This window comes from Vreelandella andesensis, assembly GCF_003989795.1.
Taxonomy (GTDB): domain Bacteria; phylum Pseudomonadota; class Gammaproteobacteria; order Pseudomonadales; family Halomonadaceae; genus Vreelandella; species Vreelandella andesensis.
Window position 1 is genome coordinate 65965 of the sequence record NZ_RZHG01000028.1, and the last position, 14146, is coordinate 80110.

The 14146-nt window shown below is 49.1% G+C and carries 11 protein-coding genes; 3 read left to right on the forward strand and 8 right to left on the reverse strand.

Annotation, left to right across the window (positions count from 1 at the left end):
• Nucleotides 1–132: 132 nt before the first annotated feature.
• A complete protein-coding gene (gene gorA / locus ELY33_RS15170; RefSeq protein WP_126948748.1) occupies nt 133–1515 on the reverse strand; it encodes a glutathione-disulfide reductase in 1383 nt (460 codons plus the stop codon).
• A 172-nt stretch (nt 1516–1687) separates the two neighbouring features.
• On the opposite strand from gorA, the gene can reads away from it, so the two are divergent.
• Nucleotides 1688–2335: a carbonate dehydratase gene (gene can, locus ELY33_RS15175; protein WP_126948749.1), complete on the forward strand. Its 648-nt coding sequence runs from the start codon at nt 1688–1690 to the stop codon at nt 2333–2335.
• A gap of 40 nt (nt 2336–2375) precedes the next feature.
• On the opposite strand, the gene ELY33_RS15180 is transcribed toward can, so the two are convergent.
• The 6 genes from ELY33_RS15180 to ELY33_RS15205 form a co-directional block, all read right to left on the reverse strand.
• Nucleotides 2376–2903, reverse strand: a complete 528-nt coding sequence (locus ELY33_RS15180; RefSeq protein ID WP_126948750.1) for a c-type cytochrome — start codon at nt 2901–2903, stop codon at nt 2376–2378.
• Nucleotides 2904–2945: 42 nt separating this feature from the next.
• Nucleotides 2946–3566: a peptide-methionine (S)-S-oxide reductase MsrA gene (gene msrA, locus ELY33_RS15185; protein ID WP_126948751.1), complete on the reverse strand. Its 621-nt coding sequence runs from the start codon at nt 3564–3566 to the stop codon at nt 2946–2948.
• Between the two features lie 9 nt (nt 3567–3575).
• Nucleotides 3576–7577 (reverse strand): autotransporter assembly complex protein TamB, encoded by a 4002-nt coding sequence (gene tamB, locus ELY33_RS15190; protein WP_244208628.1) that lies wholly within the window; start codon nt 7575–7577, stop codon nt 3576–3578.
• 9 nt (nt 7578–7586) lie between these two features.
• Complete coding sequence (tamA, locus tag ELY33_RS15195; RefSeq protein WP_126948752.1) at nt 7587–9440, reverse strand: autotransporter assembly complex protein TamA; 1854 nt, start codon at nt 9438–9440, stop codon at nt 7587–7589.
• An 84-nt stretch (nt 9441–9524) separates the two neighbouring features.
• Nucleotides 9525–10373, reverse strand: coding sequence for a hypothetical protein (locus tag ELY33_RS15200; RefSeq protein ID WP_126948753.1), 849 nt, complete (start codon nt 10371–10373; stop codon nt 9525–9527).
• Nucleotides 10374–10382: 9 nt separating this feature from the next.
• Nucleotides 10383–11675, reverse strand: a complete 1293-nt coding sequence (locus tag ELY33_RS15205; RefSeq protein ID WP_126948754.1) for a nucleotide sugar dehydrogenase — start codon at nt 11673–11675, stop codon at nt 10383–10385.
• Between the two features lie 165 nt (nt 11676–11840).
• Here ELY33_RS15205 and ubiG point away from each other — a divergent pair, with 165 nt between their 5' ends.
• Nucleotides 11841–12584 carry a bifunctional 2-polyprenyl-6-hydroxyphenol methylase/3-demethylubiquinol 3-O-methyltransferase UbiG gene (gene ubiG, locus ELY33_RS15210; RefSeq protein WP_126948755.1) on the forward strand — a complete coding sequence of 248 codons (744 nt, stop codon included), beginning with the start codon at nt 11841–11843 and terminating at the stop codon, nt 12582–12584.
• On the forward strand, nt 12585–13250 hold the full coding sequence (locus ELY33_RS15215) for an HAD-IA family hydrolase (RefSeq protein ID WP_126948756.1): 666 nt from the start codon (nt 12585–12587) through the stop codon (nt 13248–13250).
• Between the two features lie 101 nt (nt 13251–13351).
• On the opposite strand, the gene ELY33_RS15220 is transcribed toward ELY33_RS15215, so the two are convergent.
• Nucleotides 13352–14113, reverse strand: a complete 762-nt coding sequence (locus tag ELY33_RS15220) for a YciK family oxidoreductase (protein WP_126948757.1) — start codon at nt 14111–14113, stop codon at nt 13352–13354.
• Nucleotides 14114–14146: the final 33 nt, after the last annotated feature.

The following is a 14146-nucleotide window of genomic DNA, read 5'->3' on the forward strand; positions in this document are numbered from 1 at the left end:
TATAAACTGATGCGCAGCCTTTAAAAGAATGATTAAAAACAGCGGTATTGCAAGAGTTTAGGTCAACCACGCATAGGCGCGAGATAAAAAAGGCGAGCTAATGCTCGCCTTAACAATATGAACTTTATGTAATCAATTGCGCGCAGGTGTTCTCATTGTCACAAATTCTTCAGCACCTGTTGGGTGGATACCGATTGTGCGATCAAAATCTTCCTTCGTTAGCCCGGCTCTAACCGCAATGGCGATCCCTTGAATCAATTCACCTGCCTCATCACCTACCATATGAGCCCCCACAACGATATCCGTGGCATCATCAACAATTAGTTTCATTAAGGTGCGCTCTTGACTACCAGACAATGTGTGTTTCATTGCTTTAAAGTCCGCACGATAAACACGAATTTTGCCAATCTTTTCTCTGGCAGCTTCTTCAGATAACCCGACCGTTCCGATATTTGGATGGCAAAACACAGCCGTTGGAATCGTCTCGTAGTCCAATGGCTTAGGTAGTGTGTCTTTGAAGTGAATATCGACGAGCTGCAACGCTTCAGCTAGAGCAACGGGTGTTAATTCCGGCCCCTGGGTTAAATCGCCCAGCGCTAAGATCGAAGGAACCGACGTTTCGTAATGCTCATTTACTGGGATTTTGCCACTGCTGTCGAGATGAATACCTAGCGCATCAAGCCCCAGCCCTTGGGTATTGGCGTTGCGTCCTGTGGCGGCCAAAACGGCATCTACCTCTTGAATATCACCGTTAGTTAAATACACGTTAAACGCCGAGCCATGGGGCTCAATCCGCTCAATATTGGTATTGAAATGAAGGTTGACGCCCTTTTTGCTCATTTCATCCCGAGTAAATGCACGAACTTCTTCATCAAAGCCTTTTAAGAACAGATCACCACGGTAAATCAAGTGTGTGTCGCTACCAAGGCCGTTAAAAATGCTTGCGAACTCGACCGCAATATAGCCGCCACCCAAAACGAGAAAACGTTCTGGAAAAGTATCAAGGTCAAATATTTGATTTGAAGTGACGGTATGTTCACTGCCAGGAAAATCAGGAACCCATGGCCAGCCACCTGTCGCCAGTAGTATCTTTTGCGCGGTAACCTCTGAAACGCCCTCTTCAGAGGACAGCGAAACCGTATGCGTTCCAGCTAGGGTTGCTCTGGCATTAATCAACACGACTCCAGCGCCTTCTAACATCCGCTGATAAATCCCATTTAAGCGTTTTATTTCACTGGTCTTATTATCGCGTAGTACTGACCATTCAAAAACAGCAGGTCCTGGCAATTGCCATCCAAAGCCCGCAGCATCATCAAAGCTATCGTGGAAGTGGGCGGCATAGGAGTAAAGCTTTTTAGGGACGCAGCCGACATTGACGCAAGTACCGCCCAAGTAACGATCTTCTACGATGGCAACTCTGGCGCCCGTTGCCGCCGCCATTCGTGCCGCGCGGACACCTCCTGACCCTGCCCCTATCACCAGTAAATCGTATTCATATTCTGCATTTGCTGCCATGTGCTGCTCCTATCCTGAACTACTGTATATGCTTGCTGATCATGTACTTGTCGATAACAATCGCGAAACACAAAGATTGACCTTGGATTTCAAGGAGGTTAAAAACGCTCTCTTTGTAACCGAGTTTGCTCTATCTTAAACCTAACAGCTCCTAACCTGTGACGGAGATTCAATGTCTAACTCTATTGAGACACTGCTCGATAATAATCGCGCTTGGGCAGAGCGCATGTGTGAGGAGGACCCCGAGTACTTTAAACGCCTTTCCAACCAGCAAAACCCTGATTACCTTTGGATTGGTTGTTCTGACAGTCGCGTGCCCGCCAACCAGATTATTGCCCTTCCCCCGGGCGAGGTCTTTGTCCATCGCAATGTTGCTAACCTTCTTCACCATACCGACATGAACGCACTTTCTGTTGTGCAGTTTGCGGTGAATGTACTCAAGGTCAGCCACGTTATGGTTGTGGGGCACTATGGTTGTGGTGGCATTAAGGCGGCAGTTACCGGGGGTGAATGTGGTATCGTCGATTATTGGCTGCATTCAGTGCGCGAACAGTATAACCATCACCGCGAGACGCTTGAGCATTTGCCAATGGAAGAGCAAATTGATCGGATGTGTGAATTGAACGTGAAAGCTCAAGTTAATAGCTTATGCCGTACTAAAATTTTACAACGCGCCTGGCAGAGAGGCCAAAATATTTCAGTGCATGGCTGGGTTTATGGTTTGAGCGACGGCCGTATAAAAGATTTAAACTGCACCATAACCGGCCTGGAGCAAGTTGAAACCCTCTACCGTATCGACCGTCTTCAGCAAACCGACTAAAAATTTCCGCGTCTATCTCGACTAAGAGTACTTACTTTAGCTAGTCGTAGCGGTAGGCGCGATGACAACTTTTACAGCTCAATCCAACGTCAGAAAATGCTCGGGTGGCCGCGCGATAGTCCTCTTGCTCGGCCGCGTCGATTAGTACCGCTACTTTTTGTTCAAGATCTTTGAAGCCTGCAGCAAAATCTTCCCACTCCTCCCATATTTCAGGGCGGGCATCAGACCCACGCCCATGAGTGCCGGCAATAAACGCGGGCAAAAAGTGCGCTTGGGTAGCTTTTTCTTTCAGCGTTGCTAAACGCGGGGCAGCGCCGCGGGCATCTTGGTTATTCACCAAGTCAAAACGTAGCTGACGAAGAAGCCTTTCTAGCTCTTTTAATTCATCTTGACGCCATATCACCGCATCTCGCTCACTTGCAAACGGACTCTCTTCAACCGTTTGTGGCATAGCCAGAACGGCATCTTCAGACATTTCTTCTGCCATGGCAGGCATAGCAAGCGTACCAAAGGCAGTTAAAGCCCAAGCCGAAAGAATGCGCCATGGCCGTTTTAACGTGTGTGGCATTTTACTGACCTTATGATGGATAATTTGACGCGCTTATCGTTACTAACCAATGGGGCACGTTACGCCAGTACCTTTGAGTCCGCAGTAACCAGACGGGTTCTTCTCCAAGTACTGTTGATGATAAGCCTCAGCATAGTAAAAGACATTTAGCGGTTCGATCTCGGTAGTAATGGCGCCACGGCCCGCACTGTCGAGTGCCTTTTGATAGGCGTCAGCGCTCTTTTCGGCGGCAATTAACTGGCTATCCGTCGTCGTGAAAATAGCAGAACGGTACTGGCTACCCACATCGTTGCCTTGACGATTTCCTTGAGTAGGGTCGTGTTGTTCCCAAAAAATTTGTAACAACGAATCCAGTGATACGATATTGGGATCGTATACTACTTTAACTACCTCGGTATGACCTGTTAGTCCTGTACAGGTTTCTTGGTAAGTTGGGTTTTGTGTTTCTCCCCCAGCGTAGCCTGCAGCCGTTACATAAACCCCCGGCACTTGCCAGAACAGACGCTCAACCCCCCAAAAGCATCCCATTCCTAATACAATTTCTTCATGACCTTCTGGAAAAGGAGGATGAAGCGAATGGCCGGTAACGGTATGGGTGCTACTCGTTTCAATCGGCGTTACGCGGCCAAGTGGTACTGATCTTGCTTTAGAAAATAGCGTCATAACGCCCTCTTATTGCCGTGGATAAATGGTGGGGTCACCTGATCGAGTAAAGGTGTAAATTAAATCGACGGCTTGGTTAGCGCCCGATACTGCCTGCACATACAGGTTACGCCAAAGTGTGTAGCGTAATGTCAATTCTGCAATAGGCGAGAAAATACCAACACCGTAGCTAATTCGGATATCGTCGGTTAACTGCCCTGTTAGTGCCACTTGACTGCTGTCACCAGCCCCGGTGGTATCCAGAGTTAAGTCGCTAATTCCAAATGCTTCTCCAATCGAGCCAACAGCTCCGCCTGTCTTGCCGAGAGACATCCCGATTAAGGCAGTGGTAAGCGCACTGTCAATTCCCCCACCCGATGCATCGGGTGCACGCCCTCTCAGCAGATAGGACAGCGCACGGGTTTCATCCATTCCTGGTTCAGAAAAAATCACTACATTGGGTTCTTCTGCATTGCCACTGACTCGAATACCTGCAATGACCTCATCTTCGGTGATGTCTGGATTACGAATTGCCTCGAAATCTAAAATTGGAAGTCCTGGTGGGCCGCTGAATATCAATTGCCCTCGGCGAATCAAGAGGTCCTGGCCGAAGGCCTGGAAACGCCCGTCCACTAGATTGACATCACCAAACAGCTGAAGTGCGCCACTGTCTTGACGAATTTCTAGCGTGCCACCTAACCCGGAATTAAGCCCATATGCTGAGATCTGCATGTCACTACCCAAGGTCAGGGTGATGAGTACATCAAGTACCATTCCTGATTGCGATAACACATCAGCAGCACTAGGCTCACCATTGACCGCCCGTTGTTGGGCAATCCGCTCAGCTTCTCGATCGTCACGTTCGGTGATAATGACTTCATCACCGCTTGTGCTAATGGCTGAGGCAGGGAGTTCCCCAACTTCTAAACGCGCCCACGGTACATCAACGTTGCCTCGTACTTGTAAGCGATCCGGTGTCACTCGAATACGAATATCCGGCGCAGCTTCTAAGCGACCAAATTGTGGCAGAACAATTAATAATGGCTCTTGGGTGGCGTTAACATCAACACCAATACGCCAGTCGTTACCTTTGGGCCAGTAAGCATCGCCAGTGATATTTAAACGGCCGCGTTCAGCAGCGATAAAGCCGTTTATATCCCCTTGTTCGCCATCGAAGGCAACGACTAGCTCACCATCTTTGATATCAATAGGAATATCTGGGCCATGAGCGCTTAGGTTACGAAGGGCAAGCTGCCCCTGTAAATCTGGTTGGCTGGTAGTTCCAGAGATTTGTATTCGGCCACTTAAGTCGCCCTCTAAGCGATCCATACCTACCACTAATGAGCGGTAAGGCGTTAAAGAAACTTCTTGGACTCGTAACTCTCCATTTAAACCGCCACGACCAAGAGGATCACTGATAGTAAGGTCAAGGGCAAGCTCGCCAGCGTCTTCAAACGACAACACGACATCGGCATCCGCCTGAGCTTGATTAGCTTCCAACTGCGTGTTTAAACGAATCACAGGCAGTTTTACAGGCTGGCCGTAATCGTTGACCGCCGTAATGGCTAACTCACTTAATACCTGAACATCCGCTTGCCACTGAGCCCCTCCTTGACGCCAAGCTGCAACGATGTTAGCGGTCGTGTCACCCTCAAAGCTCCACTCTTCAGGCAATAAGGGCTCTAGCGCTTCCATAGGCACTTCTCGGATGCTCAACACCGCACGTCCTTGGTCGGCTGATGCGGTAACTGATTCTTCCGAGCAAACTACCCCTCCTTCTTCGCGACGCACGCAGAAGGGTGAGAGTTGTGCTTGGCCATTAGCAAGGTTGTAGCGGATATCAAGCGGAGCTTCCAGGCGCAAATTGCCAAACTCGGAGTCAATTTCCAGTGGTGTTAGTTGCCCCTGGTACTGCTGTGCCTGTTGATCAAAACGACCATCCAGGGAAACAAGCGCACGACTCAACATGTTATTAGCTTGTCCGTCGACACTGACAGTGAGCACATGCTGAGATAAACGGCCATTCAGCTCAAGGTTAATACTTGAAAAAGCCTGACCACCTGCAGTGACTTGTTGCAGGCCAACATTAATGTCTAGCGATGGGTCTTCGATTCCCTCGATATTGCTGGTGAGGGATAAGGCTTCAATACGGTTTTCAGCAAACTGCAGGTCGCTGCCGGATAATTCGGCAGCCACACTAGGTTGGCTAATGCTACCTCTAGCGAGAATACTTCCTGTTAACGTGCCCGCTAAGTCTGGATGAAGCGTCTGTAATTGCCGCAATGCAATCTCGGCATCTAGCGACATTGCTTGCTCACTGACCTGACCAGAGGCCGTTAATCGGTTGTCTCCTTGAGTGAAAAGTAGCTCTTGAATATCAACTTCAAGCGCACTATTGGCATCTAAGGTGGCCTGCAACGTTAAAGGATATTCCTGTAGCTCCCCATTAATGTTAAGTACTGGAAGGCTAACTTCCCAAAGGTCGCCTGTTTGGCGCACGCTAGCGACAATATCGCCATTTAGATTACCGTTGAGTTGTTCGACAAAATGTGATGGATCAAATTGATTCAACCGGATGGTGGTGTCCACTCGAAGCGACGATTCCCAATTGACTTCACCTTCACTGCTGAGCGAGCTTTCATCAATCGTGAGGTTCAGCGGCGTCCAGCGGAATGATGAAAGATCGCCGTCGCCACTGAGTCGAATATTGGTGAGCGGCACTTGAGGGCCTTGGGCGCTCAAGGAAAGCGTTGTTTGGTATGCTTCCAAGCTGCCGCTGACAACGATATCTATATCTTCAGCTATGTAAGGTGCTTGTGCTGGATCATCGCTGCTTGGCTGTGTGAGTGGCCACTGTAAGCGGTTGCTTTGAAGGTGTATATCAAAGGGTAGTGTCGGTGCCAGTGCATCGACTTGAGCATCCAGTGTCGCATTAATGATACCAGACGCTTCTAAACTGGCTGTTAGCTTATTTAGTGATCCTGATAATTCCAAAACAAGCTCTTCGCCACTTAGCTCAGGAAATATCTCGGGTAGAAACAAGGTTGATGTTAATCGAGCATCTAACGGATAACCGCCTGACAATGTGACGTTGGCTGATAAGTTTGCCTCGGCATCAGGCGTGAGCAATGCTAGTGACTCGAGGGCTATTTGGTTACCTTTGCCACTGGCAACGACTGCTAAGCGTTCCACTTGGTAATCGGCTGCTCCACTGACAGTAAAGTCGGTCACGGTGAGTGACGCTAAGTCGATATCAATAGGCAGCATTATTTCAGGTAGCTCAATTCGCTCACGTGCGAGTAATGTCTCTGCTGCTTGTTCGGATTCCGCTATGACGGGTTGACTAGCCAAAATAGCACCATCAATACCTTCCGGCTTTAGCGGTGTCTGGATACCTTCAGTCAGTTGAGTGCCCGCAGAGGGCGGTAAATACAGGGTTGGTCGCACAAGCGTGGTAGGCGCGATATTGACCAGATGTTGCTGTGCAGTAATCGCTGTTGAAAACGAATCCCAGCCAACTCGTGTTCCATCAGCTAGCTGAATTTGAACGTTATTTAACTCAACTGAGCGTAGCTCAATAGGAAAAGGGAGGTGGATGCTAGCTAGCCCATCTGATTCTGGTGATTCCGTTTCAGCACTCTCGCCCAAACGTATGTCCACACCTTCTAGATGAAACCTATCCAGACAAAGCTTACCTGATAGCACACAATCATCCGCCCAGACCAACGCTAGACTCTCGATGTTGACATGTGTCTCGCCGAACAATAGTTGAAAACCGCGCAATGCAAAGTCGTCAAACAGTGCACCTTCTTGGTGTTCATACGTAAAGAACCCTCGTTGCTCGCCTAGAGAAAACAATTGTCCAGTGCCCCAGGGAGAGAGCGCTACGCCGAGCAGCAGTGCGACCAAGCCAAATAGCCATAGCGGTAACACAATGACTAGCCGCACTAAACTCCATAAAAACAACCCGATTCGATGTTTAACTGAGAGCGGTTGACGCTTAGTAGACACCGCTGTTTCAACCTTAGTCAAAATGCTCTCCTAAAATTCCGGTCCGATGGAAAAATGCAAGCGCCAATCATCTTCGTGGTCAAAAGGGTGTGCTACATCAAACCGGATAGGACCCACTGGTGAAACCCAGCGTACGCCAACTCCTGCGCCCGTTTTTAGTTCCTCAGGGCCCCAGTTATCAAAGGCATCGCCACTATCAATAAAGGTTGCGCCCCACCAATCTCCTGAGACCCTACGTTGGTACTCGAGCGTTGAGGTCAACATTTGCTGGCCGCCACGTAAGCGCCCTTGTTCATTTCGAGGGGATAGGCTTTCGTAGGAGTAACCTCTAACGCTTCGATCTCCCCCTGCAAAAAAGCGCAATGATGGCGGTAGTTTATCGAAATTATCTGTTTCGATAGCACCAATACTTAGCCTTGCTGAAAAACGGTTATCATCATTGAATGTTCGAATCCATTCAGTGTCACCTTTTACCCGCGCAAACTGAGCATCCGACCCCCACAGGGTATCTGAATACTCAACCGATAGCTGTTGTCGGTCTCCCCATAAGGGGAATCGCTGAGGGCGTGTTCTTGAACGAGACCACTGAATGCCTGGATAAAACAGTAACACCTCGTCTGACACCCCACCTTGAGTAAATTCTTCGTAAGTAGTACGAAAGTAAAGTGTTTGCACCCAGCGGTTTTCAAATTCCCATCGCCGAGCGATTTCAACCGCGCCTTCCAACGACTGGGTATCACCATCATTTACGTTACGTACGCCATACTGCAGACGATAACTATCACGTAATGGATCATCTAACGGAATATTGTAGGTACCAGTAAAACGTTGGTCAGGTGCTGAAATATATAAATCATGATCCAAGCTATGGCCAAAACGGTTAATCCATGGCTGTTTCCAGCCAAAACGCAGGCGAGGCCCCACATCGGTTGCAAAGCCAACGCCTACTTCGAACTGATGGCGGTCAGCAGGTTCTACTATTACGTCAATGGGTAAGCTGATATCACTACGCTTTGTGACACCAAGTGCACTGGCAAGCGCTACGCTGGAAAGTCGTGGGCGTTGGGGTTGTGATGCTGTTGCCTCATCCCACCACGGAGAGCCACCGGTAGAAGGCGATAATGTCAACTCTCTTGCTGTCTTTAAGCGTGGTCGAACCGTCACAGAACTGAACCATCCTGTTTCAGCTAAGCGTTGATTATAACGAGCGATAGACTCGGCTAGATAAGGCTCCCCTGCTTCAAAAGTCTGTATTTTACGCAAACGGTCAGGTTCAATATGGCTACCTGAAATAGACGTATTGCCAAACTGATAGCGCGGGCCACTATTGAAAGCCATATAGAGGCGAGCACTTTCAAGATATGGCCTTATTTCCATTCGACGATCAGTGAATCCCCAGTCAAAATAACCGCGCTCTAGTGCTAAGCCTGTAAACTGGTTGCCCAGGCGGTCCCAAGGTGCATGGCGTAATGTATCGCCTTCCTTTAAAGGGAAGGCATCCAGCGCTTCCTGAAACGATGGGTCATCGTTTGCTTCACCGATAATGTTGACAGACAGCACCTCGATTTTGACCTGCGAACCTGGTTCGATAGTTAACGTGATGGGCGAGCTATCAACGTCAACTGTCATGTCTGGCTCATAGTAGCCGAAGACGCGCATGGCTTCTCGGGTGCGTTTACGTATTTCACCTTCTAACCTGGTGTCGGTGTACTGGTCTTCGTCAATATTTTGTAAATAGGCACCAATATTGTCTTCTACTTCACTACTGACACCATTGATAGAAGCGTTGAGTGCCCATATAGGAGCCGACCACGTTACAAAAAATGGTAAAACTAGCCCACGAGTCGCTTTTTTAACGGTGGGCCATCGCCGTTTTCTTTCCATGCAGTTCATCCCTAACTAAATCAGCGACTCGGTGGCTTGATTACCAGTTGCTATATGCTGCCAACAATGTCTAACAATGTATTTCTAGCGGAGCATTTCCATTTGAGCACTAAAAGCCAATTGGGCTTGCCGCACTTGTCGAATGTCGCTCTCTAAAGTGCTTAAACGTTGAGCCACCTGTTGCTCGAGTGCTTGCAAGGCTTCCCGAGTAGCTGGCGTATCAGTATTGCTTAACGTTTCAAGGAATGAGTTTACCTCAACAAGGCGTTGATCAACCTCTTCTTGCCATTTTGTAACGTTTGTTACCAATTCGGCGCTTTCGTTTTCTAGCTCAGTAATCGCATCGAGCCGGCTTGTCGTATTAGATAAGCGTTGCGATAACATGTTTTCCAGGTAAGTCACCTCTTCTGCTAAATTTTGTCGTCCGGACGTACCCGCCTGTTCAAGCGCATCAAGTGAAGTCCGTATGGCTGCGAGCTGTTGATCACGCAGCGCTGCCTGCTTTTCCAGCTGGCTAATACGCTCAGCGATGCCACTGAGCGCATCGCTATTCACAAGTTCTTCATTGGACGTTAAAAGCCCAAACAGCTCTTCACGTGTATCCGTTAACGTAACGGCTAATTGCTCCTGCTCTTGGAACAGCGTGGTCATCTGAGCTTGTACAAAGGCTATCGAATCTTGTGCGTCGGTGTCGCCCGAGTCTAGCCTTGCATGAAGATTTGATACCTCTCCGCTTACTCGGTGAACCTCTTCTACTAAGCGCTCTCTTTCATACCAAAGGCCCGCCGCTGCGGCGCCTAGTAAGATGATAATAAGCACCATCAATAGCCACAATGGCCACAGTTTCGGCCCCTTGCGATGACGCAAGTGTTGTGCGGTCAAGCTTTGATCCACATCGGGAACAATGCGAGAAGACGCAGTACTGTTGGGCATGTTTTTTCCTCAATACGTTGTAGGATCGGCTCGACGCCCGATTCCTCTATATCGCAAACCACAGCTAGCCACGAAGGCTGGGTCATAAATATTTCGTCCATCCAACACTAACTTAGCGCTCAGTAACGAGGCTAAACGATGCCAGTCAGGGTTCCAATAAGATTTCCACTCGGTTACTAACATCAGCGCATCTGCCCCCTCGCATGCGAGGTAAGGGTCATTGGTAAAGGTAGTTAGGTCATTTCGGTCACCGACCGCGTCAAGCAGCGCTGGTGTTGCCGCTGGGTCATGTAAATTTACCTTAACGCCTTGCGCCCATAAGGCAGCAAGAAGCGTGAGTACAGGTGCATGATCGATTCGAGTGGTGCCTGGTTTAAAGGCAGCCCCCCAAATAGCAATCGTTTTGCCCGCTAAATCACCCTCAAAGAATGTCCAAAGCTTCCTAAACAAGGTCTCTTTTTTCTGCTCATTGATGTCCATCACCTGTTCTAGCAACGCCGAATTTCGACCACTGGCTGACTGAACATCCGCTAAGCGCATTAAGTCACGAGAGAAATTAGGGCCACCAAAACCACAGCCAGGATATAAATATTCATAGCCAATTCGAGTATCTGCCCCCATGCCCTGACGTACATGCTCAACGTCAACCCCAAGCGTGTCTGCAAGCCCTGCTATCTCGTTCATGTAGCTAATACGTGTTGCCAACATGCCATTGATAGCCAGCTTAGTCAGCTCAGCAGCTCTGCATGGCATTCGCTGGAACACGTCATTGCGGCGATTAAAGGCACGCAAAAGTTCACGAGCTACCTGTTCGCCAGTTGCATCATCACAGCCTAATAGCCAGCGTGAAGGGCGCGTAAAGGAAACCCACGCCCGCCCTTCTTCCAGTGTGTCGGGTAAGGCAACACTGCTGTGCTGAGGACCCATAAGCGCGTGTAGCTGTTCTGTTTCTCCTACTGGGAATGTGGAATTATTAATTAATACAGCGCCGCTATGCTGATCGAATATAGGTGCTTCTAGCAGCGCTTTAGCGGCTTGGCGCTGATCAGGCGATAGAGCCAGCCAAACCACATCAGGAGAATGAGCCTGCGATGGCGCTTCAATAATTCTCAGTGTGCCACTGGCTAACGCTTGTTCAATATGCGTCATTAATTCGGGTTCACTGCGCAGCCAATCTGCTTTTAAAAGCTGTGGCCAGGGCGCGCTTTCGTGTGGCAGCCACTCAACTTGATGACCTACCCAGGCTAACGCAGCGGCGGCGGTGGCAGCACTTAGTTCACTTCCGTGGAGTAATACTCGCATTCATCACGCTCCCTGAGAAAATAAAATTCGCGAAAATAGGGGGTTAAGAGTCATATCGCGTTCCTTTTCATGCGTTCCTTTCCTGGAGTGGTTAGAATGACATGATACCTTACGACTGGTTGGACGCTACCTTCATGCCAACTTACCGACAAAGAGAGTTAAAACATGCAAGCGATACCTCAGGATAGCACTACTCATCGCAACCACGACAATGTCGACCCGGCGGAAGTCGCTAAATTTGAAGCACTTGCTAGTCGTTGGTGGGACACAAAGGGTGAATTCAAGCCGTTGCATGATATCAACCCCTTGCGACTTGACTTTATCGACGCCCGCGCAGGCTTGGCCGGTAAAAAAGTGCTAGATGTGGGCTGTGGTGGTGGAATTTTAAGCGAATCAATGGCCCATCGGGGTGCTGATGTTACCGGCATCGACCTCGGAGATGCGCCTCTCAACGTCGCTCTACTTCATGCTGAAGAAAGCGGTGTTTCTGTTGACTACCGACTGATAAGTGTTGAAGCGCTAGCGGCAGAAGAGCCTGGGCATTATGACGTCATCACCTGCATGGAAATGCTTGAGCATGTGCCTGACCCAGCATCGGTCATTCGCGCTTGCAGTGAGCTGGTTCGCCCTGGGGGCTATGTGTTTTTCTCAACACTAAATCGCACCCATAAGTCGTATGTTTTTGCGATTCTAGGTGCTGAGTATGTGCTCAAGTTATTACCACGTGGCACCCATGATTATGCGAAGTTCATACGCCCTTCTGAGATGGCAGCCTGGGCAAGAGCATCTGATTTGGAGATTAACGAGCAAACCGGACTTACCTACAACCCATTGACTCGTCACTACCGTTTAGTGGCAAACGATGTATCGGTTAACTATATGATGTACTGCAGAAAAGCGAGTCAATAAATGTCAACGTCGATGCCTGATGCCATCCTGTTTGATTTAGACGGAACCCTTGTTGACACCGCCCCCGACCTTGCTAACGCAACGAATGCGTTGAGACAGCATCATGGGCTTGCACCACTGCCCTATGCGCAAATACGTGGCCAGGTTTCTAACGGAGGCAGTGCCTTGGTTACCCTTGCTATTGGCATTGAAAGCGGTTCTAAAGAGCATGATACGGCGCGGCAGTATTTGTTAAATAGCTATGAGCAAGCCGTCGCTGTTCACAGCCGACTATTTGAACCATTGGACCAATGGTTAGCCCGCTGGCATTCAGAATCACGCTTATGGGGGATTGTTACGAACAAACCGAGACGCTACACCCTTCCGCTGCTTGAGGCGTTGGCGCTCGCGCCAGGGGCGCTTTTGTGCGCGGATGATCTGGCGGTAAAAAAACCAGCCCCAGAGCCTCTTTGGGAAGCTGCACGCAGGCTAGGTGTGACGCCGCAATCTTGTTGGTACGTTGGTGACCACCTACGTGATATTGAAGCGGCAAAGGCAGCAGGAATGACGGCAGTTGCGGTTGGCTATGGCTATATCAGCGAGGAAGACGATTACCAACAGTGGCCAGCTGACTTGTGGTTTGAAACATGTAAAGACTTAGTCGATGCTCTAACTACTTTTCATTAACTACTTTTCATTAATTACTTTTTAGAAAAGCTTTTCAGAAAGCGATAATTGAATGAAATCATACAGAGCATCGACAAGCGGTACGTCGTTTTCATGCGTGCTCATACGCGTGGCGGTTGAGCATCAAGCTTTTGGCCGCTAATACCGACACTGTCTGGCCCCATAAGCCATAAATAGGTAGGCATTATTTCTTCAGGGGTGCGTAGCGTCAATGGATCTTCACCAGGATAGGCAGTGCGGCGCATTTGGGTTCGTGTTGCACCAGGATTTAGCGTGTTAACCCTTAAAGTTGACTGGTTTTCAAGTTCGTCAGCGAGTACCTCTACAAAACCCTCTGTGGCGAACTTTGAAACTGAATAGGCTCCCCAATAGGCTCGGCCTTTTCGTCCGACGCTAGAGGATGTGAATATCACTGAGGCATCAGCTGACTGTTGAAGCAGAGGTAGCAGCGCTTGGGTCATCCAAATAGGGCCATTGATATTGACCTGCATCACTTGTTCCCATAACTCAGGATTGTACTGCTCAAAAGGAGTAATTTTGCCTAGTAAGCCCGCGTTATGAAGTAACCCATCTAACCGACCAAACTCTTTGTCCAACGTCTCAGCCATATCGTGAAAATCTTTGAGCGTTGCGCCCTCAAAATTGAGCGGAAAAATAGCAGGCTGTGGCCCGCCTTCTGCTTCAATTTCATCGTAAACACGCTCAAGCTTAGCAATTGTACGGCCAAGTAGTATTACGGTTGCCCCATAGCGGGCATAAGTAAGTGCAGCAGTACGTCCAATTCCATCACCCGCACCGGTTACCAACACGACGCGGTTTTCCAATAGATTGGACGCTGGTTGATAGTCGATTTTGCAGCTCATGAGGTTTCCTTGATGCAAAAGGGTTAACAGTCG

Excerpts from the sequence above, each read along its gene's own strand:
- gorA (WP_126948748.1), bottom strand. The coding sequence starts at position 1,515 with ATGGCAGCAAATGCAGAATATGAATACGATTTACTGGTGATAGGGGCA.
- can (WP_126948749.1), top strand. The coding sequence starts at position 1,688 with ATGTCTAACTCTATTGAGACACTGCTCGATAATAATCGCGCTTGGGCA.
- ELY33_RS15180 (WP_126948750.1), bottom strand. The coding sequence starts at position 2,903 with ATGCCACACACGTTAAAACGGCCATGGCGCATTCTTTCGGCTTGGGCT.
- msrA (WP_126948751.1), bottom strand. The coding sequence starts at position 3,566 with ATGACGCTATTTTCTAAAGCAAGATCAGTACCACTTGGCCGCGTAACG.
- tamA (WP_126948752.1), bottom strand. The coding sequence starts at position 9,440 with ATGGAAAGAAAACGGCGATGGCCCACCGTTAAAAAAGCGACTCGTGGG.
- ELY33_RS15200 (WP_126948753.1), bottom strand. The coding sequence starts at position 10,373 with ATGCCCAACAGTACTGCGTCTTCTCGCATTGTTCCCGATGTGGATCAA.
- ELY33_RS15205 (WP_126948754.1), bottom strand. The coding sequence starts at position 11,675 with ATGCGAGTATTACTCCACGGAAGTGAACTAAGTGCTGCCACCGCCGCC.
- ubiG (WP_126948755.1), top strand. The coding sequence starts at position 11,841 with ATGCAAGCGATACCTCAGGATAGCACTACTCATCGCAACCACGACAAT.
- ELY33_RS15215 (WP_126948756.1), top strand. The coding sequence starts at position 12,585 with ATGTCAACGTCGATGCCTGATGCCATCCTGTTTGATTTAGACGGAACC.
- ELY33_RS15220 (WP_126948757.1), bottom strand. The coding sequence starts at position 14,113 with ATGAGCTGCAAAATCGACTATCAACCAGCGTCCAATCTATTGGAAAAC.